Below are 21,979 nucleotides of genomic sequence, written 5' to 3'. Positions count from 1 at the left end.
TGGCGCCGAGGTGCAAGTTAAGCTTCGGTCATGTCGGATCTGTTGCAGGAGGCGGCGATGAAGACTGTGCTGATCACGGGAGCCAACCGCGGGCTGGGGCTGGAGGCGGCGCACCAGCTTGGCGAGAAGGGTTTTCACGTGTTCGCCGGCGTTCGCAATCCGGAAGCGGGCCGGCGCGCCGAGGCTTTGTTGCGCGGTGCCGGCATCGCCGCCGATTTCGTCGAACTGGACATGCGCGCGCCCGAAACGATCGAGGCGGCCGCCGATACCATCTGGCATTCGGCCGGCCAACTCGATGTCCTGATCAACAATGCGGCGGTCCATTACGACACGCACCAGCGCGTCGGGGCGCCGGACTTCGCCATCGTCGAGGAGGCGCTGGCGGTCAACACGGTCGGCGCCTGGCGGATGGCGGTGGCGGCGCTGCCGCTGCTCAGGCGCTCGGAGGCGCCGCGCATCGTCAACGTGTCCTCGGAATCGGGCGCCTGGTCGTCGATGACCGGGACGACGCCGGCCTATTCGCTGTCGAAGCTGGGCCTGAACGGCCTGACGCGCATGATGGCCAGCGAGTTCCGGCGCGACGGCATCCTGGTCAACGCGGTCTGTCCGGGGTGGACGGCGACCGACATGGGCGGCGGCGGGCGCCCGGTGCCCGAGGGCGCGCGCGGCATCGTCTGGGCGGCGACGCTGCCCGATGACGGGCCGACGGGGGGCTTTTTCCGCGACGGCAAGCCGATCGACTGGTGATTGACGGCCGACATCTGTTTGTCACATGAGCCGGGCACAGCACGCGCGCCGGACCCGCAATGACAGACATCTCCAACCCCCATGCCCCGCTCGACGTGCCGCCGGCCGAGGCGACCCGCGCCTTTGCCCGGATCGGACTGTTGTCGTTCGGCGGGCCGGCGGCGCAGATCGCGGTAATGCATCGCATCCTTGTCGAGGAAAAGGGCTGGCTGACCGAAAAACAGTTCCTGCACGCGCTCAATTTCTGCATGCTGCTGCCCGGGCCCGAGGCGATGCAGCTTGCCACCTATGCGGGCTGGCTGATGCATGGCGTTCGCGGCGGTCTGATCGCGGGTCTGTTGTTCATCGCGCCGGGACTTGTGATGATGCTCGCCCTGTCTGCAGTGTTCGTCGTCGCCGGCGACGTCCCGGTGGTGGCCGGGCTTTTGTACGGGCTGAAGGCAGCGGTTCTCGCCGTCGTCGTCCAGGCACTGATCAAGGTGTCGGGGCGGGCGCTCGGCTCGGCGGCGATGATCGTCATCGCGATTGCGGCGTTCGTCGGCATCGCGCTGCTGCGGCTGCCGTTCCCGCTGATCATCGCGCTGGCCGCGCTGACCGGCGCTGTGCTGCACATGGCCGCGCCGCATCTTCTGCCCGCCGCAAAGGGCAGCGATGAAGCGCACGCATCAAGCATCACCGTGCGCGGACAGGACCATGGCGCAGTGGCCCGCACCACCGTGCTGTGGCTGGCGATATGGCTGGTGCCGCTCGCCGCGCTGCTGGTGCTTCTCGGGCGGGGCGACGTGTTTGCCGATGCGGCGCTGTTCTTCTCGCAGACCGCCATCGTCACCTTTGGCGGGGCTTATGCGGTGCTCGCCTATGTCGGCCAGCAGGCGGTCGACCTCCATGGCTGGCTGACGCCCGGCGAGATGCTGGCGGGACTGGGCCTTGCCGAAACCACGCTCGGACCGCTGGTTCTGGTGCTGGTCTTTGTCGGCTTTGTCGGCGGCGCGTCGCTCGGAGGCATGGAGCCGCTTGTCGGCGGATTGCTGGGCGGGCTGGTCGCCGCCTTCTTCACCTTCGTGCCCTGCTTCTTGTGGATCTTCGCCGGCGCGCCCTATGTCGAGGCGCTGCGCAATGTGCGCTGGCTGGCCGCGTCGCTCGCGGCGATCACGGCGGCCGTCGTCGGCGTCATCGCCAATCTGGCGGTCTGGTTCGGCCTCAATGTGCTGTTCGGCGCGTTCGAAAATGTCCGCACGGGACCGTTCTTCGTGCCGGACATCGACTGGGCCGGCTTCGACCGGGTGGCCGCGGCGATCGGGATCGCGGCGGCGGTCGCGCTGATCCGCTTCAAGCTTGGCCTGTTTGCCGTCCTCGGCGCGGCGGCGGTGGCCGGCGTCTTGGCGACGATGATGGTCTGATCAGTCGAACAGGCTGGACACCGATTGCTCGTGCGCGGTGCGGGCGATGGCTTCGCCGATAAGGTCGGTGATCGACATGACACGGATCTTCTTGGCCGCGTTGACCTCGGGGGTCGGCTGGATGGAATCGGTGGTGACCAGTTCGGTCAGCGCCGACGCCTCGATCCGCGCGACGGCTCCGCCCGACAGGACGCCATGGGTGATATAGGCGGTCACGCTCTTGGCGCCCTTGGAAAGAATGGCGTCGGCGGCGTTGCACAGCGTGCCGCCGGAATCGACGATGTCGTCGATCAGGAAACAGTCCTTGCCGGTCACGTCGCCGATCACGTTCATCACCTCGGATTCGCCGGGCCGCTCGCGCCGCTTGTCGACGATGGCGAGAAGCGAATCGTCGAGCCGCTTGGCGAGCGCGCGCGCCCGTACCACGCCGCCGACATCAGGCGAGACCACCATGACCGACGACATGTCCTTGTGGTGCATGCGAATGTCGCGCGCCATCACCGGCACGGCGTAGAGATTGTCGGTCGGAATATCGAAGAAGCCCTGGATCTGGCCGGCGTGCAGGTCGAGCGTCAGAACGCGGTTGGCGCCGGCCTCGGTGATCAGGTTGGCAACCAGCTTGGCCGAGATAGGGGTGCGTCCCTGTGCCCGCCGGTCCTGCCGCGCATAGCCGAAATAGGGCAGCACCGCCGTGACCCGCCGCGCCGACGATCGCCGGAACGCGTCGATCATGATCAGCATTTCCATCAGATGATCGTTGGCCGGCCGCGAGGTCGACTGCAGGATGAAGACATCCTCGCCGCGCACATTCTCCTGCAGCTCGACGAAGATCTCGTCATCGGCGAAACGGCGCACATTGGCGCGCCCGACGCTCATGCCGAGATATTTGGCGACCGAATCGGCCAATTGCCGGTTGGAATTGCCAGCAAAGAGTTTCATGGGCCGCCCCGCGTTCGCCGTATCGGTTGGCCCGCCTTTTAGCGGTCACGGGGGCTATTGCAAGCTGTCATCAATGTTTCACACGGCGCAATTGCCGCAGGCGCCGAAACCGGCAACGCAAACGCCGTTCAGGCGGCCCGTCCGCGCCAGGCATTGTAGTCCGACAGCATCGTGTCGGCGATGCGCTCCATCGCCGATGCGGGCACGGCCTGCCACGGATCGGCATTGGTGCCTGGCACCCGTTCCTGGCCCTGGATGCGGTGGACGCGCTGGCCCGACGGGGTGAACACGTCCCAGACATGGATCACCGTCGTCTGCCCGTTTTCGGACAGGGCGGAGAAGTAGCCGCGAATTTCGTGATCGACGCCCGAGGACGCCGACGGCAGGATGCTGATGTTGTTCCGGGCGCCCGATGCCGACAGGCGGCGCGACAGGGCGGCGACGCGGTCCACCGGCGCGCCGACGATCGGCGCAAAGTGCACGCGCGCGGCGTTGGCCGCAAAGGCCTGCGGCGCGGCGGCAGTCTCGGAGCCGGAGATCAGCGCTTCACCGGTGGTCGTGGCCGCGTTCGGATCGACGGCGACCGCGGCGCCGGGCGTGCTCTCGACACTGAGCGCGTTTTCGACGGTGTTGGAGCCATCGTCGGGCGTCGTGCAGGCGGCTGCGGCAAGTGTCAGTACAAGAAGGGTCGCCAAAGCGGCCAGGCGGGCTGGCGCATTTCGACCGGTCGCAACGGTGCGCTGTGTCTGCATGGACCTTTCACCCTTTGTTACAGAGCCTTTACCTCATGCGACGGTCAAATCAAGGCCCAGCCGCGACAGCGGCTCGGGCGCCCCTTCGGTGGTCAGATAGGTGCGGCCCAGCGTCATGGCGGTGCCGCTGTCGGAATCCATGACGATCATATGGGCGAAGAGCGTCATGTTTTCGGCCACGGTTTCGGGATTTCCCGCATAGAACATCGGCCGGTCCATCCAGCACGGCGTGAAGTGGGCGCCCAGCGAATAGCCGCAGGCGTTCAGCCGGTGGCGGGTCATGCCGGCATCCTCGAGCGCATGGGCATGGGCGTCGAACACGTCGCCGAACGTGCTGCCTGGGCGCATCGCGCCCTCGACGGCCTCGAGCGCAGCGGACGCGGCGGCGTGCATCTCCACATGGCGGTCGGTGGGCTTGCCGATGATCACCGTGCGCATCAGCGCGGCATGGTAGCGGCGCCAGGCGCCGGCCCACTCCAGGGTCAGCTGGTCGTTTTCGTCGAGCGTGCGCCGGCCGGACTTGTAGCGGCACAACAGCGCGTCGCGGCCGGAGCCGATGATGAACTCGTTGCCCGGATAGTCGCCGCCCTTGGCAAGGATATGCCCCTGCAACGCGGCCAGGATCGCCGCCTCGTCGGCGCCCGCGCGCACCTTCTTCATCGCCGCGTCGAAAGCGTCGTCGGCCAGTTCGGCGGCCTTGCGCACGCAGGCGATCTCGGCGGCGCTCTTGACCGCGCGAAGACGGGACACCAGGCGCGAGGCGTCGCGCATGTCGGCAAAGCTTGCCAACTGGTCGTCCAGCAGCCGGCCGTAATGGGCGTTCAGCCCGGCGCTGTCATATTCGACGCCGATACGGGCGCCGACCAGATCGCGGTCGGCGAGAAGCTCCTTGAGATCCTTGGCCGGGTTGGCATGGCTGCGATCCTCCCAGACGACGATCGTCTCCACATTGGAGGTGTGGCGCGCCTGCCGCAGGTCGGCCGAGCGGGTCAGAAGCGCCACATCGCCGTTCTTTTCGACGATCATGCACTGGAAGAAGCAAAAACCGAACGTGTCGTAGCCGGTCAGCCAGTACATGCTCTCCTGGGCGAAGAGCAGCATCGCGTCGAGCTTGTCCTCGGCCATGGCAGCCAGAAGACGCCCTTTTCGCGCGGCGAACTCGTCATCGTCGAAATGCAGGGCCATCGGCACTCTCCTCGGTGGTGGGCGTCAGACGATCATGATGGCCGACATCTGCCGGCCATAATCGGATTCGCCGCGATGGGTGGTGCGGCGGTAGGAGAAAAAGCGTGCCTCGTCGGCATAGGTGCATTCGCCGGTGGCCGAGGCGGTGACGCCGGCCCCCTGAAGCCGGGCAACGCAATAGCCGGCAAGGTCGAACAGATGATGGCCCGGTCGGCCGCTTGGCCGGAACCAGCCGGCATTGTCCGGATGGGCGGTCATGAAGCGCTCGGCGAATTCCGGGCCGACCTCATAGTTGGGCTGGCTGATCGACGGGCCGACGATGGCGGCGATGCGCGCCCTTTCGGCGCCCAGGGCGACCATCGCATCGACGGTATTTTCAAGAACGCCGGTCAGCGCGCCCTTCCAGCCGGCATGGGCGGCGCCGACGACCGGCGCGTCCGAGTCGGCGAACAGGACCGGCGCGCAATCGGCGGTCAAAACGCCGATCGGAATGCCGGGCGTTGCGGTGACCAGCGCATCGGCCTTGGGGCGGCCGTCCAGCGGGATCGGCGCGTCGATGGTGACGACATCGGCGGAATGGATCTGATGGCAGCCGCTGAGGGCGATTTCTCCGACGCCGAACCAGCCGGCGATGCGGCGGCGGTTTTCGCGCACATGGTCCTGATCGTCCGCCGAGCCCAGCCCCGCGTTGAGACCGGCATAAAGACCTTCGGAAACCCCGCCCGCCCGCGTGAAGAAGCCGTGCCGGATGGCGCGGCCAGCGCCGAACGCGTTCGAAATCACCGGTTGAAGCGGCGGCGGTCCGTGCTCATTCATGCGTGCATGACCTGTTCATCGCGGGGCGACGGTGTGGGATGGGCACCGCGCTGTCAACCGGCTTGAAAGGGCGGGACGGGACCTTCAAGGCCGGGTCCGGTCAGGCCCAAAACCTTGAAGAGGGCCCCCATCTGGCCGTCGCCATCACCGCACAGGCGGGTAACGTCGGCGCGGATCGCATCCTGTGCGGACGCATCCTTTCCGGCACCCAGCGCGCCGGCCCGTTCGACGATGCCGCCGCCGAGCAGGAACGCGCCTTGCGTCATCGCCGGCAGGGCACGCGCGCCTTCGGAAGCGGCGGCACGAGCGAGCGACTCGAAGTCGACATGGCTGGTCAGGTCGGCAAGGCCCGGTTCGGCGAGCGGGTCGGCAAAGTCATGGCCGCGCATCGCCTGGAACGTGTCGCCAATGCCGGTCTGAAGATGGCCGTAGTCGATCAGCACGGCCAGCCCGCCATGCGCGGCGAGATGTGCGCCGACCGTGGCTGCGGCGGCCTCGCGCGCCGGCGCGATCTCGAAGACGGACCCGTCCGGCGCATCGGCATGACCGGGCGGGCGTTCGCCGTCCGGAAGCACGGAGGCGCCGGCGGTGAAGGTGAGGGCGCTGTCGTTGCAGAGCCCGACCATGCGTTCGCGCCAGCCATTGGTCGTCTTGACGAATTGCCGGAACGGCAGCGCGTCGAAAAATTCGTTGGCGGCCAGAAAGAGCGGAAGGTCCGGCAGATCGTCCAACCGGTCCACCCACGTGGCGCGGCGCGCATCGGTACCGAGCGTTTTGCGCTGCACGTCGCGCAGGCGGGCGCTCGCTTCCACCAGAACGATGCGCGCGGCGGCCGAAAAGGCGGGATCGATCCGCCCGGTTCGGACAATGTCGGCCATCAGCGTGCCGCGTCCGGGGCCGGCTTCGGCGAGAAGGAAGGGCGCGGGACGCCCGGCCTGTCGCCACGCATTGACGAGGACCGCGCCGACGATCTCGCCGAAGAGCTGGCTGATCTCCGGCGCGGTGACGAAATCACCCTTCGCGCCGAACGGTTCCCGCGAGGCGTAATAGCCGTGCTCGGGGTGCAGCAGGCATTCGGCCATATAGGCGGCGACGGTCATCGGCCCCGCCGCGGCGATGCGCGCGGCAAGGATCGCGGCGAGCGGCGTGGTCATTTTGTTTCGTCGGTGGCGGCGGGGACCGGTTTGGCCGGCCGGGCCGACAGCACAAGCGCCAGACCCAAAAGCGCCATGGGGATCGACAGCACCATGCCCATGGTCAGCCATTCGGTGCCGAGCAGGAAGCCCAGTTGCGGGTCCGGCTCGCGGAAGAACTCGACGAAGGTGCGCGCCGCCCCATAGCCGCCGACGAACAGGCCGGTGACGAAGCGCGGGTTTCTCAGCTTGAGCCAGATGTGGACGGCGACCCAAAGCAGGATGAACAGGACCAGCCCTTCCAGAAACGCCTCGTAGAGCTGGCTGGGATGGCGCGGCAGGCGCTCGGGATCGGTCGGGAAGACCATCGCCCAGCCGACGTCCGACGGGCGGCCATAGAGTTCGGCGTTGATGAAATTGGCGATGCGCACGAGACCGATGCCGATGGGAGCGACGGCGGCGATGACATCGAACAGGCGCCAGGGATCGATGCCGCGCGAGCGGGCGAAAAAGAGCATGGCCAGCGTCGTGCCGATCAGCCCGCCGTGGAAGGACATGCCGCCCTGCCACACCGTGAAGATGCGCAGCGGTTCGGCGAGGAAGGTGCCCAGATCGTAAAACAGCACATAGCCGATCCGTCCGCCGGCGATGATGCCGATCGTCGCCCAGAGGAGGAAATCATCGATGTCGACCGGCTGGATCGGCGCAGGGCCGCCCCAGAGGCGCTCGTTGTGCACCATGCGGCGGGCCAGCACCCAGCCGATGACGATGCCGACAATGTACCCCAGCGAATACCATCGGATCGCCACCGGGCCGATCTGGATCAGCACCGGGTCGATGTCGGGAAAGGCGAGAGCGGTCTGTGTGAGAAGGGCGGGGGTGAAAACGTCCATGCGCGCGGCTTTCGCAGGTCCTGATTCGGTTGGCGCCTTGTCTGTGACGGCGCGGTCTCATAGGTAAGGTGCCATAGTGGAGATAGCGACATGACAACAGGCCCCAACCGGATATTTGACGATTTCGCCAAGCTGATGACCGATGCCGCCGGCGCGGCGCAGGGCATGCGGCGCGAGGCCGAGACGATGTTCCAGGCGCAGGCGGAAAAGTTTCTTGCCTCGATGGATCTTGTCCAGCGCGAGGAGTTCGAGGCGATGAAGGAAGCCGCGCTTTCCGCCAGCGCCCGGGCCGAAGCGCTCGCAGAGCGCGTCGATGCGCTGGAAGCGCGGGTCGCCAAGCTCGAAGACACGTAATCGGGCCGCCTGCGCGGCTTTGATGACCGTTGTACAACGGTTTTTTTCCACAGGAACGAACCGAGTCCGCGCCTTCAAAAAGCCCTTTGGCGAGAGTCGCTTACGCTACGGTCGAATCTGTGGGCAAAACCGGCCGTCCACATCTGTTTGATCGATGACGCCCCGCCGGGGCTTTCCCCGCGCCCTCTCATCAATACACTGAAATTATTGAGTGATTCGCAGCGGTGCCCAAGCACCCTGCACGCCGGACCGTTCCGGCCTAGCCTTGGATGCGTTGATGAGCCTTCTTGAACTGGACGATGACAGGATCGCCCACCCGGTCGATGTGATCGAGCATGTCGCCTATGCGCGCGACTGGAATTTCGAGCGCACCGGCGATGACGAGATCGCGGTCGCGGTGGCCGGCAACTGGACCAATTACCACATCTCCTATGCCTGGATGCCGGATTTTGAATCGCTGCATTTTGCCTGCGCGTTCGACGTGACGGTGCAGAAGAACCGGATGGTGGAACTCACCCGGCTCCTGTCGCTGATCAACGAGCAATTGCTGATCGGCCATTTCGACTTCTGGGAGCAGGAAGGGGCGGTGATGTTCCGTCATTCGCTGATCCTGGCTGGCGGGGCCGAGCCCACCGAAGCGCAGGTGGAGGTGATGCTCTCGAGCGCGATCGAGACGTGCGAGAGCTACTTCCAGGCGTTCCAGTCGGTCGTCTGGTCGGGCGTCAATGCGCGCGTCGCGCTCGACCATGCGATGTTCGAGACCGTCGGCGAGGCGTGACCGATGAGCGACGACTTTATCGCGTTCGACGACTTTCTGAAGGTCGACATCCGCACCGGCACGATCGTCGAGGCCGAGCCCTTCCCAGAGGCGCGCAAGCCGGCGATCAGGATGAAGATCGATTTCGGACCGGAGATCGGCATCAAGAAATCCTCGGCGCAGATCACCGTGCACTACACGCCCGAGGAACTGGTCGGCCGGCAGGTGATGGCGGTCGTGAACTTTCCGCCGCGCCAGATCGGGCCGATGCGCTCGGAGGTGCTGACCCTGGGGTTTGAGGACGAAGACGGCGCGGTCGTGCTGGCCGCCATCGACAAGCCCGTCAAGAACGGCCAGCGGCTGATGTAGGCGCCTGCCAGCCTCCCCCTTGAGGCGAGGCACGCGAGACCAAGCTTTGCGTCGGGCGAGCGGGTGGGGGTGACAGTCAGATGTATGGGCTGGCGATTACCCCCGCCCGGCTCTGCCTCGCTTTGCTCGCCATTCGCCGACCTCCCCTCAAGGGGAGGTGGACGATGCCAATCCCTTAGACCGGCAGGCGCACGGTCACGCGCAAACCGCCAAGCGGCGAATCGTCGAGCACGATGTCGCCGCCATGCTTGCGGGCGACGTCCCGGGCGATCGACAGGCCCAGGCCCGTGCCGCTCTTGTCCAGATTGCGCGCATCGTCGATCCGGTAGAAGGGCCGGAACACGTCGTCGCGCTCGTCCTCGGGAATGCCCGGGCCGTTATCGTCCATCGTCAGCGTCAGCCGGCCGCGAGAAACCTGAGCCACCACTTCGAGCCGCTCGGCATGGCGGAAGGCGTTCGAGGCGATGTTGGCCAGAAGCCGCCGGAAGGCGACGGGCCGGACAACGATGTCGCGCCGTCCCAGGACGCTGACGACGACCTCGCGATCGTGCAGCCGGCCCTGGGCGGCGATCTCGTCAAGCGCCTCGCGCAGGTCGAGTTCGCCGGTCTCCTCCTCGACATCGCCCTTGGCGAAATCGAGATAGCCCTCCAGCATCGACTGCATGTCGTCGATGTCCTTTTCCATCGCGGCAATGTCGTCCGACGGCTCGCTCATCGCCAGTTGCAGCTTGAAGCGCGTCAGGATGGTGCGCAGGTCGTGGCTGACGCCGGCCAGCATCTCGGTGCGCTGCTCGATCTGCTTTTCGATGCGTTCGCGCATCCGGATGAAGGCAAGGCTCGCCTGGCGCACCTCGATGGCGCCGCGCGGCCGGAAACTGTCGGGAAGCGCATGGCCCTTGCCGAAGCCCTCGGCTGCCTCGGCGAGCTTCTGGATAGGCCTGATCTGGTTGCGCAGGAACAGGATGGCGATGAACAAGAGGACGAGCGACGTGCCGACCATCCACAACAGGAAGATGTGGGTGTTGGAGGCATAGGCCTGGCTGCGCCGGGCGAAGACGCGCAGCACCTTGTCTTCCATCCGGATGCGGATTTCCACCAGGTTGGAATTGCCGACCGTGTCGATCCAGAAGGGCCGGCCGATCTGCCGGGTGATTTCTTCGGACAGGATCTGGTCGAGGATCGAGAAGAACGGTTTGGGCGCCGGCGCGGGCAGCGGATCGGGCGGCAGGATGGCGACGTTCAGCGCGAGCCGCTCGCGGGCGATGCGCGTCACTTCCGCGTAGGTCTGGTCCTGCGGGTAGGTTTCGATCACATCGATGATCGCGGCGATGTCGCGCGTGACGGCGGTCGAAAGGCGCTGGGTGACGGTCTGCCAGTGCCGCTCCATGAAGACGAAGGCGATCACCGATTGCAGCAGCACCATCGGCGCGATGATGATGATCAGCGAACGCGCATAAAGGCCGCGCGGCAGGGTGAGCGTGGCGCGCGAAATCCACTGGCGCCATTTGAGCGCCGTGTAGCGGCTGGCGCGCGCCAGACGCCGGCGCAGGCTGCGCCGCTGCGGGGCGCCGGCCCTGGCGCCGTCATTGTGTGCCAGTGTCATTGCGCCCGGCCGCCCGTCATCTCCGCCCTGGCGGTGGCAGCGCCACCGTCACTCGATCGACAGACGGTAGCCCATTCCGCGCACCGTTTGAAGATAACGCGGATTGGCGGGGTCGGCTTCCAGCTTGCGGCGGAGGCGGTTGATCTGCACGTCGATCGTGCGTTCGCCGATCTCGGCATCGTCGTCGACCAGGGCGTGGCGGGCGATGGTTTCGCCGGGATTGCGGGCAAAGCGCACCAGAATGTCGCGCTCGCGGTCGGTCAGCTTGACCACCTCGCCGCTCTTCTTCAGCTCTCGCTTGCCGATCAGAAAGATGAACGGTCCGAAGACGATCTGCTCGACAAGGCCGATATCCTCGGGGATGCGGCGCCGCACGATATTGCCGATGCGGAGCAGCAGTTCGCGCGGATCGAACGGCTTGCCCAGATAATCGTCGGCGCCGGCGTCCAGCCCCTCGATGCGCTGATCGGTTTCGCTGCGCGCGGTCAGCATCAGGATCGGCACATCGCTTTCGGCACCGCGCAGGGAGCGCGCCAGCGACACGCCGTTCTCGCCGGGCATCATCACGTCGAGCACCATCAGATCGAAGGCCAGCCCCTCCATCTTGCGGCGGGCATCGGCGGCGTCCTCGGCGGCGGTGACGCGATAGCCGTTCTGCGACAGATATTGCGTCAGGAGCTGGCGGATGCGTGTGTCGTCATCGACGATGAGAATGTGCGGCGCCTGATCGTCCGGCGGTTCGGGCACCGGTCGGTCGGTGTGCTGCGGTTGCGCCATGGCTGCCTCCCTTGGCTGCGTCGCCGCCGGTCCCGTGGTCACGTCAGCGCCTCGATCTGGGCACGTCCCTGCGCATCGGTCATCGCGCGCAGGAAACGGGCCATCTCGTCCGGCGATTGGCCGGACTCGGTCAATGCCGCGTGGATGCGGCGAGACTGTGGCTCGCGCAGCCGGGCGATCAGATCGGCGCCCTTCGGCGTCAGATGCAGTTCGCGCCGGCGCCGGTCGCCATGGCCGGCATCCTGACGCACAAAGCCGCCATCGACGAGCTGCTTGAGCACGCGGGCCAGACTCTGTTTGGTGATGCCGAGAAAATCGAGCAGTTCGGCGACCGTCAGCCCCGGTTTGCGGTCGATGAAGTGCAGCACGCGATGGTGCGCGCGGCCGAAATCGAGTTCGGCGAGGATCGCGTCGGGATCGGCGATGAAATCGCGATAGGCGAAAAACAGCAGTTCGATCAGCGTGTCTGTGTCGGCGCCGGGGTCTGACANCGCTGCGCCGCCGCCGGGCGATGATGCAGCGCACACAATAAACGGTCCGGGCGCATCGCCGATGACGACCCGCGAACCGGCAAGGCGAGGATCCGGCCATGGCAGCAGTTCCCTTCGATCAGCTTGACGGCGACATCTGGATGAACGGCGCGTTCGTGCCGTGGGCGGATGCAAAGATTCACGTGCTGACGCATGGCCTGCACTATGCAAGCTCGGTATTCGAGGGCGAGCGCGCCTATGGCGGCCGGATCTTCAAGCTGACCGAACATTCCGAGCGGCTGGTGGAATCGGCGCGCATCCTGGGCTNATGCCTATGTCCGTCCCGTCGCCTGGCGCGGTTCGGAGATGATGGGCGTTTCGGCGCAGAAGAACCGGATCAATCTTGCGATCGCCGTGTGGGAATGGCCGAGCTATTTCGACCCCGCCGAAAAGCTCAAGGGCATCCGCCTGGACATGGCCGAGTACCGCCGGCCCGATCCGGCGACCGCGCCGTCCAAGTCCAAGGCTGCCGGCCTTTACATGATCTGCACCATCTCCAAGCATGCCGCCGAGGCCAAGGGTTATGCCGATGCGCTGATGCTGGACTGGCGCGGGCGCGTCGCCGAGGCCACCGGCGCCAACGTGTTCTTCGTCAAGGACGGCGAACTGCACACGCCGGTGCCCGACTGCTTCCTTGACGGCATCACGCGGCGCACGGTGATCGATCTGGCCAAGCGGCGCGGACTGATCGTCAACGAGCGGGTGATCATGCCCGAGGAGATGGCCGGGTTCGAGCAGTGCTTCCTGACCGGCACCGCCGCCGAGGTGACGCCGGTCTCCGAGATTGGCCCCTACAGCTTCGCCGTCGGCGAGATCGCCAGGACGCTGATGGCGGACTACGAGGCCGAGGTGATGCCGGCGACGGCCGTCGCCGCCGAGTAAGGCGCGCCGACCGCCCTCGTGCCGAATGGACGTCCGGCGATTGCATGGGGCGGGCGCGGCGCCTATGGATGCGCGGTCCGTTCCCACAGAGGTTGACCATCATGTCCGGCGCGCTTCAGGCGATCATCGTCCCGGTAACGGGATTTCAGCAGAACTGCACGCTCCTGTTCGACGGCGACAGCAAGGCAGCCGTCGTCGTCGATCCGGGCGGTGACATCGACCGCATCATCGAGGCCGCCGACGGGCACGGGCTGACGATCGGCGCGATCTGGCTGACGCACGGCCATATCGACCATGCCGGCGGGGCGATGGACCTGAAGGACCGGCTCGGCATCGAGATCATCGGCCCGCACCGCGACGACGAACCGCTGCTGGGCGCGCTGGAACAGCAGGCGGCGATGTTCGGCCTGGACACGGCCGTGCGCAACGTCACGCCGGACCGCTGGCTCGCCGAGGGCGACACGCTCGATCTGGGTGGCCACACATTCGAGGTGCTGCATTGCCCCGGCCATGCGCCGGGCCATGTGGTGTTCGTCAACCGGGCGGCGCAGTTCGCCCATGTGGGCGACGTCCTGTTTGCCGGCTCGATCGGCCGCACGGACCTGCCCGGCGGCGACCATCAGACGCTTTTGGCCTCGATCCGCGACAAGCTGATGCCGCTGGGCGACGATTTCGGCTTCATCTGCGGGCACGGGCCTGGCGGCAGGCTCGGCGAGGAACGGCGGACCAATCCGTTCCTCGCCGGCCAAGTCTAGATCCCCTCGGGTCCAGACCGTCCGCCATGCCGCGCCGGTCGCCCCTGGCGGCGCCGATGGCATGGCGGAATGGCATGGCGGCATGACGCCCCCGGCGGGCCGCGCGATCAGCGCGGCACGCAGAAATGGTCCCGGCCGTCATAGCCGCGAAAGGTGCCGCGCCGGGGATCGAACGAGCGGTAGCGCCGGTCGCACCATTGGTACCAGCCCGGCGACCAGGGCTCGAGCCCGCTCTCATAGGTGATCACGTTCGGGCCCGAGGGCGCCGGCGGATAGTAGGCGCCGCCGCCGCGCGGCGACCGGTGCCGGTAGGCGGGGTCCGCATGGCTGGGCAGCGTGCGGTTCTGGTGGGCCAGCGCGCCGCCGACAATGGCAAGCCCCGTGATGCCCAGGATCGCCGCCGCGGTGCCGTCATCGACGCGGCCGCCATGGCGGTAGTGATGGCGCGGGCGGTGCTGGTAGCCGCGCTGGCCGTGCCACTGGCGCGGGCGCACGCGCTGCACCTGGTTGCAGTTGCCCAGCGGGCCGCAATGGCTGACCCGTCCGTCGGAATGATAGATCGTCACGTTCTCGCTCTCGGCATGGGCCGGCGCGGTGGCGCCCGGCAGGCCGGTCAGCGCGGTCGCGGCGACGGCGAGCGCGCCAAGCGCGGTGCGGATGGCCTTCATGGCTGTCTCCTTCGGCAATCGTTGCCCTTGCCATGGTCTAGCGCCGCGCACCTGAACGCTGGCTGAACGGCGCCGCGCCGGCCATCTCGTCATGAAACTCCCGGTCCGCCAATTCCGGTCCCTCGATCGCTTGCGCCCTCAAATCCCGCCTGATCGCGTGCAGACGCTCGAGGACGGCGAACAGGGCGAGACCGTTGATCGCCCGCCAGTCGCCTTCCGCGCCACAGGGCGGCAGCGCCGCCGGCGGCCCCTCGCCGGTGCAGGCCCGGGCGCGGCGGCAGGCGCGCTTCGGGCAGGTTTTCCAGCGGCGCGCGCGGTTGGCAACGAACTGCGCGGCGCGGGCGGCGAGCGCCACTGTGTCGGCCTCGGCGCGGGCATCGGCCTCCGGATCGGGGCCGAGAAGGGTGTCGAGTTGAGCATTAAGGTCGGGTTCGGGATCTGTCANTGGTGGTTCCTTTCTTTGATGCCGCCGCAGACCTTTCTGTCTCGCTTGTCGCTCGACAGGGTGCGGCGGTGGTTGCGGGGGACGCCCGCGATCCGGCGCCTCGGTGCTCCTTTTTCGGCCCAAAGCTTGCGCTTCCCCTCGGGCCTGGCCCGAGGGTCAACGTGCGCTTTGGGCGAGCGCGTCCGAGCCTTTCCTCCGGCGTCGGGCGGGCGTGCCCCGCAACCCGGCGCAAGGCGCACGTGGGCCTTGGCCCGCGCAAGTCCTTGCGCCAGCTTGAAAGACCGAAGGAACGGGCGGTCGGAAGAGCGCGAGCCGTTCTTGAGTTATGTGCGATCTTGCGACCGCCCGTTCGGCGGGCTTGCGGTGATCGGCATGGCTCTATCNGCCGCCGCAGACCTTTCTGTCTCGCTTGTCGCTCGACAGGGTGCGGCGGTGAATTGCGGGGAACGCCCGCGATCCGGAGCCACCTTCATTCCGCCGTGATCTGGGGAGTCATCCTCCAGCCGGACACCTCTGCCCGGCCGACCACGCCGCCGCCCCTTTCCCCGGATGGTCGGTTCTAGACCCGAGCCTTCGCGAAAGGGGTGAGGGGAGTATGGGGGAGGGTGAGGGAAGGGGGATAAGTTTTGCAGGTTGCCTTCAGGGATGGCGTTCCTCTGAGCTACCTCGAATCAATTGATCCGGCGATTTCCCATAGAGAACGGGCAAAGTTGTCAATCAGCTGTTTTGCTTGCCGCACATGATGAACGCCGCGATCGATCTGAGCCAGCTGAAATGCTGGTTCGATCGCCGCACTAGTCAAATGAGAATCTGCGATTCTCAGCTGATACACTCCGTGCAAAACACCCATGAGATTGTGCGCTGGATCTTGACCAACTAAGTCGGTCAGAATTTGTTCTATCAACTTCAGCGAGCCTAGCTTCGAATCCGGTTGGTTCAGAGCAGATCGCAGGACGCCAATTCTAATCGGCTCGATCACCGTTCGGTGAAGCTCTTTGGCCAATCTCAGAAGATCTGCGTCGCTGAAAACGGAATAACGTGAGATTGGGCGCGCTTTGTTCTGCACCTCTTCCGTGTGAGCATACAGCTCTGATCCGAATTTTTTCGCAAACGACGCATTAAGCAACTCTATACAGCCCAGTAGTTTCTCCTCTGGGGCTTTAGTGTGGGCCGGAGCAGCCCTGACATGTGAAGCGGCGAGCTCGTCGCCAAGTCCACCTTCCGGCTCTACCGAGTAGGCAGCCCAAATCTCCTGTTGCCATACGGGTAGCCGCGCAACTTCATACGCGTAAGCTACGATTAGGTTATGCTCATTCAATCCGAAATGAACATTTTGGCCGGACGGCGAGAACACGCCAGCAGTGTCATCTGTATACCACTTCAAAAAGAATCCTTTGTTGGACAAGAGCGACTGGATGACCTGCGTTCTAAACCAAAGCCATCGCCCTATGTCTTCGTGTGCTAGATTGTTCGAAGCCATTTTTGTGCCGTCGTTTTCAACGACGAACTGAGGATAAACGTTTGGTTCATCGAACCTTACCCGCGGACTATATCCGTTGTGTTCGATCCACTCGTCACGCCAGAATTCTCCTTCAATGCGAAACCCGGAGTACGCTCGCCCCTTTACTGTTTTGCTCGCTCCACCTGTTCTTTTCCCAGAACTGGCATCTAGTTTTGGTGAGTCTTGACGATGATCAAAATCTTCGTGCCAGACGTGAAAAACAGCGGCCTCTCCGCCGTAGATTTGGTCGAGCGTGCGAATAAGCAGTGAAAAGCGAGCACCGTCTCGTTGTTCATCTAGGGTACCCACAGAATCATAGGGCGTTTCGCTTAGTGCATTTACGGTCATAACCCGCTGACGATAGATTGACATCCGAAGATTGAGATTTCTTGCTGCTAAGTAATCGAGGAGAAAATCCTTCCTTATCTCGACTAAAGTTGAATTTCCGTCATGATCTTGTTTTGTCCGTACGGCTATAGTGAAATTCTCGTCCGGCGCGATCCAATTGTCTCCATCAGGAAAAAGTTTGAGCGCGAGCGTTAGATCCGGATCGATGATCCAATTTCTCTTTCCAATGGCACTGATGCGGCGTTCGAATACAAGATTGGATCCGATTGTTTGTTTTTCGTTGTACTGAAACTCATCTGCCCGCTTGTATTGCCCATCTTCATAGGCGAAAGGGCTTGGCGTCGTGCCAATGCCTATCTCGTGCCATCCGCAATGCTCGGCTTCGGCCATTCTGTCGGGAGGAAAGGCCGCCGTGCCGACGTATATTCCATCCTCGATAAGGCCGACTTGGTTTAGCCTGACTTCGTTGGAATTGGTCAAACACGCTCGGAGTGGGATCCACGTCGCGTTTTTGTAGCGGCGCTTAAGCTCGGTGCTGAACTCAAACCAATCCTTACTGCCAATTTGCATATCCAGTTTCCCTTGCTTTACGGGCTTTTTGCGTTTGAGCCGCTCATATTGGGTCGCGAGTGTCAATTCTTTCACATCCCAATATATGTGCGTGATGTGGCATCACACAGGCCTGTCAAATCCGCTGACGAACGTTCGATCTAGCGTTTGCATACTTATTCGTCGCAGCTGTGCTTAAGGCCTAGTCCCGGGTGACCGGCGACCAGGCCACCCGCATCATGATCACCGCGCACCGGCAGGGGTCGTGCGTCGTCGCCGTCTTCACCCGCGATGTCGCCGAGACCAAGGCCGGGCGCGCGACCGATGCGGGCAAGGCCGCCGGCTTTCCGCTGACGTTCGCGGCGGAGCCGGAGGAGTAGGCTTTCCTTCTCCCCGCGCGCGGGGAGAGGGATACGAGACCGCGCGAGCGGTGCAAGCGCCGGTCGCAGTCGGGTGAGGGGCATCCAACGGTCGGCTCCGGGCCCAGAAACCCCCACCCTTCATCCCTCCCCACAAGGGGGAGGGAAGGCCTTGGCATCGCACCCACCGGATGGGATTCCAAGCCTGGCTCGAATGTTGACGACAAGGGTGGTGTGCGGACGTCGTCCCTCCCCCTTGTGGGGAGGGATGAAGGGTGGGGGTGCGGCGCCATGTTTCCGGCATCGAGGATGCCTAGGCATCACGGAATGGATCCTCGGGTCAAGCCCGAGGATGACGCAGGATTGGATGGCGGGGAGAAGGGGAGGCGCAGCCGCCTACTTCACCAACCCCAGCACCAGCCGCTGCACATTGCCGCCCGGCGCCATTTCGCTTTGCTCGAACGCGCGGTTCTTGGCCTTGTAGCGCGCATGGGCGGCGATGACCCGCCGCTCCACCTCGGCGCGGATTTTCTGGCAGCCCGGATCGTCCGTCACCACCAGCCCCAGCGTCTCACCGATAATGTCGTCGACCATGCCGCGCATCAGCGCGCCATGCACATGCTCATGGGCGGTGATGCCGGCGATGAAGGTGGACCATTTGGCCTGTGTTCCGCCGTCGAGTGCGGCGCGCGGGCGGGGCAGGCGGTAGGTGATGGTCAGGAACGGGCGCACTTCGGCGAGCCGGCAGGCGGTGCCGTCGGGCACATAGTCGCGGCCCCACAAAAGCTCATATTCGGTGAGCGCGATGGCGCGCCTGAGGCTGACCACCGGCCCGTTGGCGCCGATCGACCGGTAGAGCGCCATGCCAGTCGACCCGTCGATGGCGTAGTGGACGGTTCTCTCGCTGGCGGTCCAGTCTAGCGCGCGGGCGGGCAGTGCCGTCAGGGCGAGCGCGATCAGGGCGAGGGCAGCCCGGCGCGCAGGGGCGGGGACGGGCGCGGGGGCCGTCACCGTTTGGGTTTCTCCGTGCGGCCGACGGTCATCTCGTCGAGCGTGTTCTTGCGGAAGTAGGAGTTTTCTTCCTTGACGCCCTCCTTCCGCGGCCCTCCGCTAGGGCTCCGGGCGTTCGTCGCTGAAGACGATTCGCCGGATCGTCTTCTCTGCTTCGCAAACCGCTTCTCACTCTCGATCCCCGCGTCGCGCGCCAGCGGGTCGTCCAACACGGCCAGTTCCTGCTCGCGCAGGCGCTTGATCTCGTCGCGCAGGCGCGCGGCGGTCTCGAAATCGAGGTCGGCGGCGGCGTCGCGCATCTGCTTTTCGAGCGCCTCGAGATGGGCGGCCAGATTGTTGCCGACCAGCGCGCCCTCGTCGGCCGCCAGCCCCTTGCCGCCCTTGCCGGTGATGTCGGCGCGCACATGGTCCTTCTCGTAGACCGAGTCGAGAATGTCGGCGATGTTGGCCTTGACCGATTGCGGCGTGATGCCGTGCTCTTCATTGTATTCGAGCTGCTTTTGCCGGCGGCGGCCGGTCTCGGCCAGCGCGCGCTGCATCGAGCCGGTCTCCCGGTCGGCATAGAGGATCACCTTGCCGTCGACGTTGCGTGCTGCCCTGCCAATTGTCTGGATCAGCGAGGTTTCCGAGCGCAGGAAGCCCTCCTTGTCCGCGTCGAGGATGGCGACGAACCCGCATTCGGGAATGTCCAGGCCCTCGCGCAAGAGGTTGATGCCGACCAGGCAGTCGAACGCGCCGAGCCGCAAATCGCGGATGATCTCGATGCGCTCGATCGTGTCGATGTCCGAATGCATGTACCTTACCCGGACGCCCTGCTCGTGCAGATATTCGGTCAGATCCTCGGCCATGCGCTTGGTCAGCACCGTGCACAGCGTCCGGTAGCCGGCCTGCGCGGTGGCGCGGATCTCGCCGAGCACATCGTCGACCTGGTTCGTGGCGGGCCGGATCTCGACGGGCGGATCGATCAGCCCGGTGGGGCGGATCACCTGTTCGGCGAAGACGCCGCCGGACTGGTCCAGTTCCCAGCCGCCGGGCGTTGCCGACACGGCGATGGTCTGCGGGCGCATGGCGTCCCATTCCTCGAACCTGAGCGGCCGGTTGTCCATGCAGGACGGCAGGCGGAAGCCATATTCGGCGAGCGTCGCCTTGCGGCGGAAGTCGCCGCGATACATGGCGCCGATCTGCGGCACGGTCACATGGCTCTCGTCGATGAAGACGATGGCGTCGTCGGGGATGTATTCGAACAGCGTCGGCGGCGGCTCGCCCGGATTGCGGCCGGTCAGATAGCGCGAATAGTTCTCGATGCCCTGGCAGGAGCCGGTGGCTTCAAGCATTTCCAGATCGTAGCGCGTGCGCTGTTCGAGGCGCTGCGCCTCCAGCAGCCGGCCCGCTTTCTCAAGCTCGGTAAGCCGGTGCTTCAATTCTTCCTTGATCGCCTTTTGCGCCTGGTTGAGTGTCGGGCGCGGCGTCACATAGTGCGAGTTGGCGTAGATCTTCACCGACTTGAGCTCATCGGTCTTGTGGCCGGTCAGCGGGTCGAACTCGGTGATCTGCTCGATCTCGTCGCCGAACAGCGAGATGCGCCAGGCGCGGTCCTCAAGGTGGGCCGGAAAGATCTCGATCGTGTCGCCGCGCACCCGGAACGAGCCGCGCACGAAGTTGATGTCCTGGCGCTTGTATTGCTGGGCGACCAGATCGGCGAGAAGCTGGCGCTGGTCGAGCCGGTCGCCGATCGTCATCTCGAAGGTCATCGCCGTATAGGTCTCGACCGAGCCGATACCGTAGATGCAGGAGACCGAGGCGACGATGATCACGTCGTCGCGCTCGAGCAGAGCGCGGGTCGCCGAATGGCGCATCCGGTCGATCTGCTCGTTGATGGTCGATTCCTTCTCGATGTAGGTGTCCGTGCGGGGCACATAGGCCTCGGGCTGGTAGTAGTCGTAATAGGAGACGAAATACTCGACCGCATTGTCCGGAAAGAACGATTTCATCTCGCCATAGAGCTGGGCGGCGAGCGTCTTGTTCGGCGCCAGGATGATCGCCGGGCGCTGGGTTTCCTCGATCACCTTGGCCATGGTGAAGGTCTTGCCCGAGCCGGTGACGCCCAAAAGGACTTGCGTCCTTTCGGGCTGATTCTCCAGTGATCCGAAACTTGCGCTTCCCTCGCTGGCCGCTCGGTCAACGTGCGTTTCGGATGGCAGCACTTGCGTGCGGTCGCCCTCGATACCCCCCTCGGTCGGCTGCGCCAACATCTCCCCCACAAGGGGGGAGAGGGGAGCGAACTCGCCCAACCCCTCCACCAGATCCCTGATCGCCGTCGGCTGGTCGCCGGCGGGTTCGTACTCGGTCACCATCTTGAGCGGGATGCCGCCCTCGGATTTCTCCGGCCGTTCGGGACGGTGCGGCACCCACATCTTGCCGTCCTTGAACAGCGGATTGCCGCTGTCGATCAGGCTCTTGAGCGCCTCGACCGTCGCCGTGACACCACCTTCCGATGGCGCCGATTCTTGCGCGGCGCTGCGCGCCACGTGCGATGCGGCGCGCGCGCGCGCGAGAAGTTCTTCGGCCTCTTCCAGCCCCACATCGAGACCCGCCACCGGGTTCAGGCCCGCCGCGGCGCGTTCCTTGGGATCGTTGGTGCCGCCGATGGAGACGCCACCGCCGGTGCGCTTGTCGCCGACCTCGTAAACTCGGTCGGTCTTTTCCCTGGCGCCGGTCTTGCGCTTCCCCCCGCTTTCGCCGGGGGTCAACGTGCGACTGTCGCTGGTGCGGCCACCCTTTCGGTCCTTCGGGCCGTCGCTCGATCTCTCGGCTTTCTTCCGATGCTTGCCGGCTCGCGACCGGATATCGCGCATCTCGGCGTCGCGCTGTTCGCGCGCGGCGTCGTCCTCGAGCTGCCGCACCCAATCCTCGATCGAGCCGCCGGAAACGGGGGCACCTTCCAGGTCACGCTGGGGCGCCTCTTCAAACCCTTCCATGGCGGCGGGCTTGCCGGATTTCTTTTGTTGTCTGGCCATGCGCCCAATATGGGAAAAAGGCGGGGCAAAAGGAAGGCCGACGCGCGCCTTTGATCCGCTGCTGCTGACAGGAGGGTGTCATGAGCCAGGGCGCCCTCCAATCGCGTCAGCCGCAGCGGGAACCATCGCGGCCATGTCGGCGTTGACCGCCAACACAGTCGACAACCATCGGCAGGACGGGCGGCGCGA

At 65.3% G+C, this 21,979-nt stretch carries 20 protein-coding genes and 2 pseudogenes; 8 read left to right on the top strand and 14 right to left on the bottom strand.

Going from position 1 to position 21,979, the window contains the following annotated elements:
• Positions 1–57: 57 nt before the first annotated feature.
• Both DEM25_RS14950 and chrA read left to right on the top strand, forming a co-directional pair.
• Positions 58–747: an SDR family NAD(P)-dependent oxidoreductase gene (locus tag DEM25_RS14950; RefSeq protein WP_196780397.1), complete on the top strand. Its 690-nt coding sequence runs from the start codon at positions 58–60 to the stop codon at positions 745–747.
• A gap of 59 nt (positions 748–806) precedes the next feature.
• Positions 807–2,147 (top strand): chromate efflux transporter, encoded by a 1,341-nt coding sequence (gene chrA / locus DEM25_RS14945; protein WP_109768236.1) that lies wholly within the window; start codon positions 807–809, stop codon positions 2,145–2,147.
• Here the strand turns inward: chrA and DEM25_RS14940 are convergent, their stop codons facing one another.
• The 6 genes from DEM25_RS14940 to lgt all read right to left on the bottom strand — a co-directional run bounded on the left by DEM25_RS14940 (position 2,148) and on the right by lgt (position 7,865).
• Positions 2,148–3,086, bottom strand: coding sequence for a ribose-phosphate pyrophosphokinase (locus tag DEM25_RS14940; protein ID WP_109768235.1), 939 nt, complete (start codon positions 3,084–3,086; stop codon positions 2,148–2,150).
• 128 nt (positions 3,087–3,214) lie between these two features.
• A complete protein-coding gene (locus DEM25_RS14935; protein ID WP_109768234.1) occupies positions 3,215–3,838 on the bottom strand; it encodes a hypothetical protein in 624 nt (207 codons plus the stop codon).
• A 33-nt stretch (positions 3,839–3,871) separates the two neighbouring features.
• Complete coding sequence (locus tag DEM25_RS14930; protein WP_109768233.1) at positions 3,872–5,023, bottom strand: M24 family metallopeptidase; 1,152 nt, start codon at positions 5,021–5,023, stop codon at positions 3,872–3,874.
• Positions 5,024–5,047: 24 nt separating this feature from the next.
• A complete protein-coding gene (gene pgeF / locus DEM25_RS14925) occupies positions 5,048–5,839 on the bottom strand; it encodes a peptidoglycan editing factor PgeF (protein WP_109768232.1) in 792 nt (263 codons plus the stop codon).
• Positions 5,840–5,892: 53 nt separating this feature from the next.
• On the bottom strand, positions 5,893–6,993 hold the full coding sequence (locus DEM25_RS14920) for a class I SAM-dependent methyltransferase (protein ID WP_109768231.1): 1,101 nt from the start codon (positions 6,991–6,993) through the stop codon (positions 5,893–5,895).
• Positions 6,990–7,865 carry a prolipoprotein diacylglyceryl transferase gene (lgt, locus tag DEM25_RS14915; protein ID WP_109768230.1) on the bottom strand — a complete coding sequence of 292 codons (876 nt, stop codon included), beginning with the start codon at positions 7,863–7,865 and terminating at the stop codon, positions 6,990–6,992. The genes DEM25_RS14920 and lgt overlap by 4 nt, the downstream gene beginning before the upstream one ends.
• Positions 7,866–7,955: 90 nt before the next feature.
• Between lgt and DEM25_RS14910 the strand changes: the two genes are divergently transcribed.
• The 3 genes from DEM25_RS14910 to DEM25_RS14900 all read left to right on the top strand — a co-directional run bounded on the left by DEM25_RS14910 (position 7,956) and on the right by DEM25_RS14900 (position 9,345).
• Complete coding sequence (locus tag DEM25_RS14910; protein ID WP_109768229.1) at positions 7,956–8,219, top strand: accessory factor UbiK family protein; 264 nt, start codon at positions 7,956–7,958, stop codon at positions 8,217–8,219.
• A 277-nt stretch (positions 8,220–8,496) separates the two neighbouring features.
• Positions 8,497–8,997, top strand: coding sequence for a type III secretion system chaperone family protein (locus tag DEM25_RS14905; RefSeq protein WP_109768228.1), 501 nt, complete (start codon positions 8,497–8,499; stop codon positions 8,995–8,997).
• Positions 8,998–9,000: 3 nt separating this feature from the next.
• Entirely contained in the window at positions 9,001–9,345 is a 345-nt protein-coding gene (locus DEM25_RS14900) for a tRNA-binding protein (RefSeq protein WP_109768227.1), read from the top strand.
• 175 nt (positions 9,346–9,520) lie between these two features.
• Here the strand turns inward: DEM25_RS14900 and DEM25_RS14895 are convergent, their stop codons facing one another.
• The 3 genes from DEM25_RS14895 to DEM25_RS14885 are packed head-to-tail and all read right to left on the bottom strand — an operon-like array spanning position 9,521 to position 12,216.
• Positions 9,521–10,948 (bottom strand): ATP-binding protein, encoded by a 1,428-nt coding sequence (locus DEM25_RS14895; RefSeq protein ID WP_109768226.1) that lies wholly within the window; start codon positions 10,946–10,948, stop codon positions 9,521–9,523.
• Between the two features lie 48 nt (positions 10,949–10,996).
• Positions 10,997–11,725: a response regulator gene (locus tag DEM25_RS14890; protein WP_109768292.1), complete on the bottom strand. Its 729-nt coding sequence runs from the start codon at positions 11,723–11,725 to the stop codon at positions 10,997–10,999.
• Positions 11,726–11,763: 38 nt separating this feature from the next.
• A complete protein-coding gene (locus DEM25_RS14885) occupies positions 11,764–12,216 on the bottom strand; it encodes a MarR family winged helix-turn-helix transcriptional regulator (RefSeq protein ID WP_245412949.1) in 453 nt (150 codons plus the stop codon).
• 98 nt (positions 12,217–12,314) lie between these two features.
• On the opposite strand from DEM25_RS14885, the pseudogene DEM25_RS14880 reads away from it, so the two are divergent.
• Both DEM25_RS14880 and DEM25_RS14875 read left to right on the top strand, forming a co-directional pair.
• A pseudogene (locus DEM25_RS14880) lies at positions 12,315–13,137 on the top strand (branched-chain amino acid aminotransferase).
• Between the two features lie 101 nt (positions 13,138–13,238).
• Positions 13,239–13,892, top strand: coding sequence for an MBL fold metallo-hydrolase (locus DEM25_RS14875; RefSeq protein WP_109768291.1), 654 nt, complete (start codon positions 13,239–13,241; stop codon positions 13,890–13,892).
• Between the two features lie 107 nt (positions 13,893–13,999).
• Here the strand turns inward: DEM25_RS14875 and DEM25_RS14870 are convergent, their stop codons facing one another.
• The 3 genes from DEM25_RS14870 to DEM25_RS17645 all read right to left on the bottom strand — a co-directional run bounded on the left by DEM25_RS14870 (position 14,000) and on the right by DEM25_RS17645 (position 17,490).
• Positions 14,000–14,560, bottom strand: coding sequence for a BA14K family protein (locus tag DEM25_RS14870; RefSeq protein WP_158585286.1), 561 nt, complete (start codon positions 14,558–14,560; stop codon positions 14,000–14,002).
• A gap of 37 nt (positions 14,561–14,597) precedes the next feature.
• Positions 14,598–14,915: a hypothetical protein gene (locus tag DEM25_RS14865; protein WP_120222780.1), complete on the bottom strand. Its 318-nt coding sequence runs from the start codon at positions 14,913–14,915 to the stop codon at positions 14,598–14,600.
• Positions 14,916–15,666: 751 nt separating this feature from the next.
• On the bottom strand, positions 15,667–17,490 hold the full coding sequence (locus tag DEM25_RS17645) for a hypothetical protein (RefSeq protein ID WP_158585285.1): 1,824 nt from the start codon (positions 17,488–17,490) through the stop codon (positions 15,667–15,669).
• Between the two features lie 122 nt (positions 17,491–17,612).
• Between DEM25_RS17645 and DEM25_RS14860 the strand changes: the two are divergent.
• A pseudogene (locus tag DEM25_RS14860) lies at positions 17,613–17,783 on the top strand (ATP-dependent Clp protease adaptor ClpS); the annotation flags it as partial.
• A gap of 375 nt (positions 17,784–18,158) precedes the next feature.
• On the opposite strand, the gene DEM25_RS14855 reads toward DEM25_RS14860, so the two are convergent.
• On the bottom strand, positions 18,159–18,773 hold the full coding sequence (locus DEM25_RS14855; RefSeq protein WP_109768219.1) for a DUF922 domain-containing protein: 615 nt from the start codon (positions 18,771–18,773) through the stop codon (positions 18,159–18,161).
• Complete coding sequence (gene uvrB, locus DEM25_RS14850; protein WP_245412930.1) at positions 18,770–21,790, bottom strand: excinuclease ABC subunit UvrB; 3,021 nt, start codon at positions 21,788–21,790, stop codon at positions 18,770–18,772. The genes DEM25_RS14855 and uvrB overlap by 4 nt, the downstream gene beginning before the upstream one ends.
• Positions 21,791–21,979: the final 189 nt, after the last annotated feature.

Origin of the sequence: Oceaniradius stylonematis (assembly GCF_003149475.2) — a bacterium.
Lineage (GTDB): Bacteria > Pseudomonadota > Alphaproteobacteria > Rhizobiales > Rhizobiaceae > Roseitalea > Roseitalea stylonematis.
This window is presented reverse-complemented; position numbering and strand designations above follow the sequence as displayed.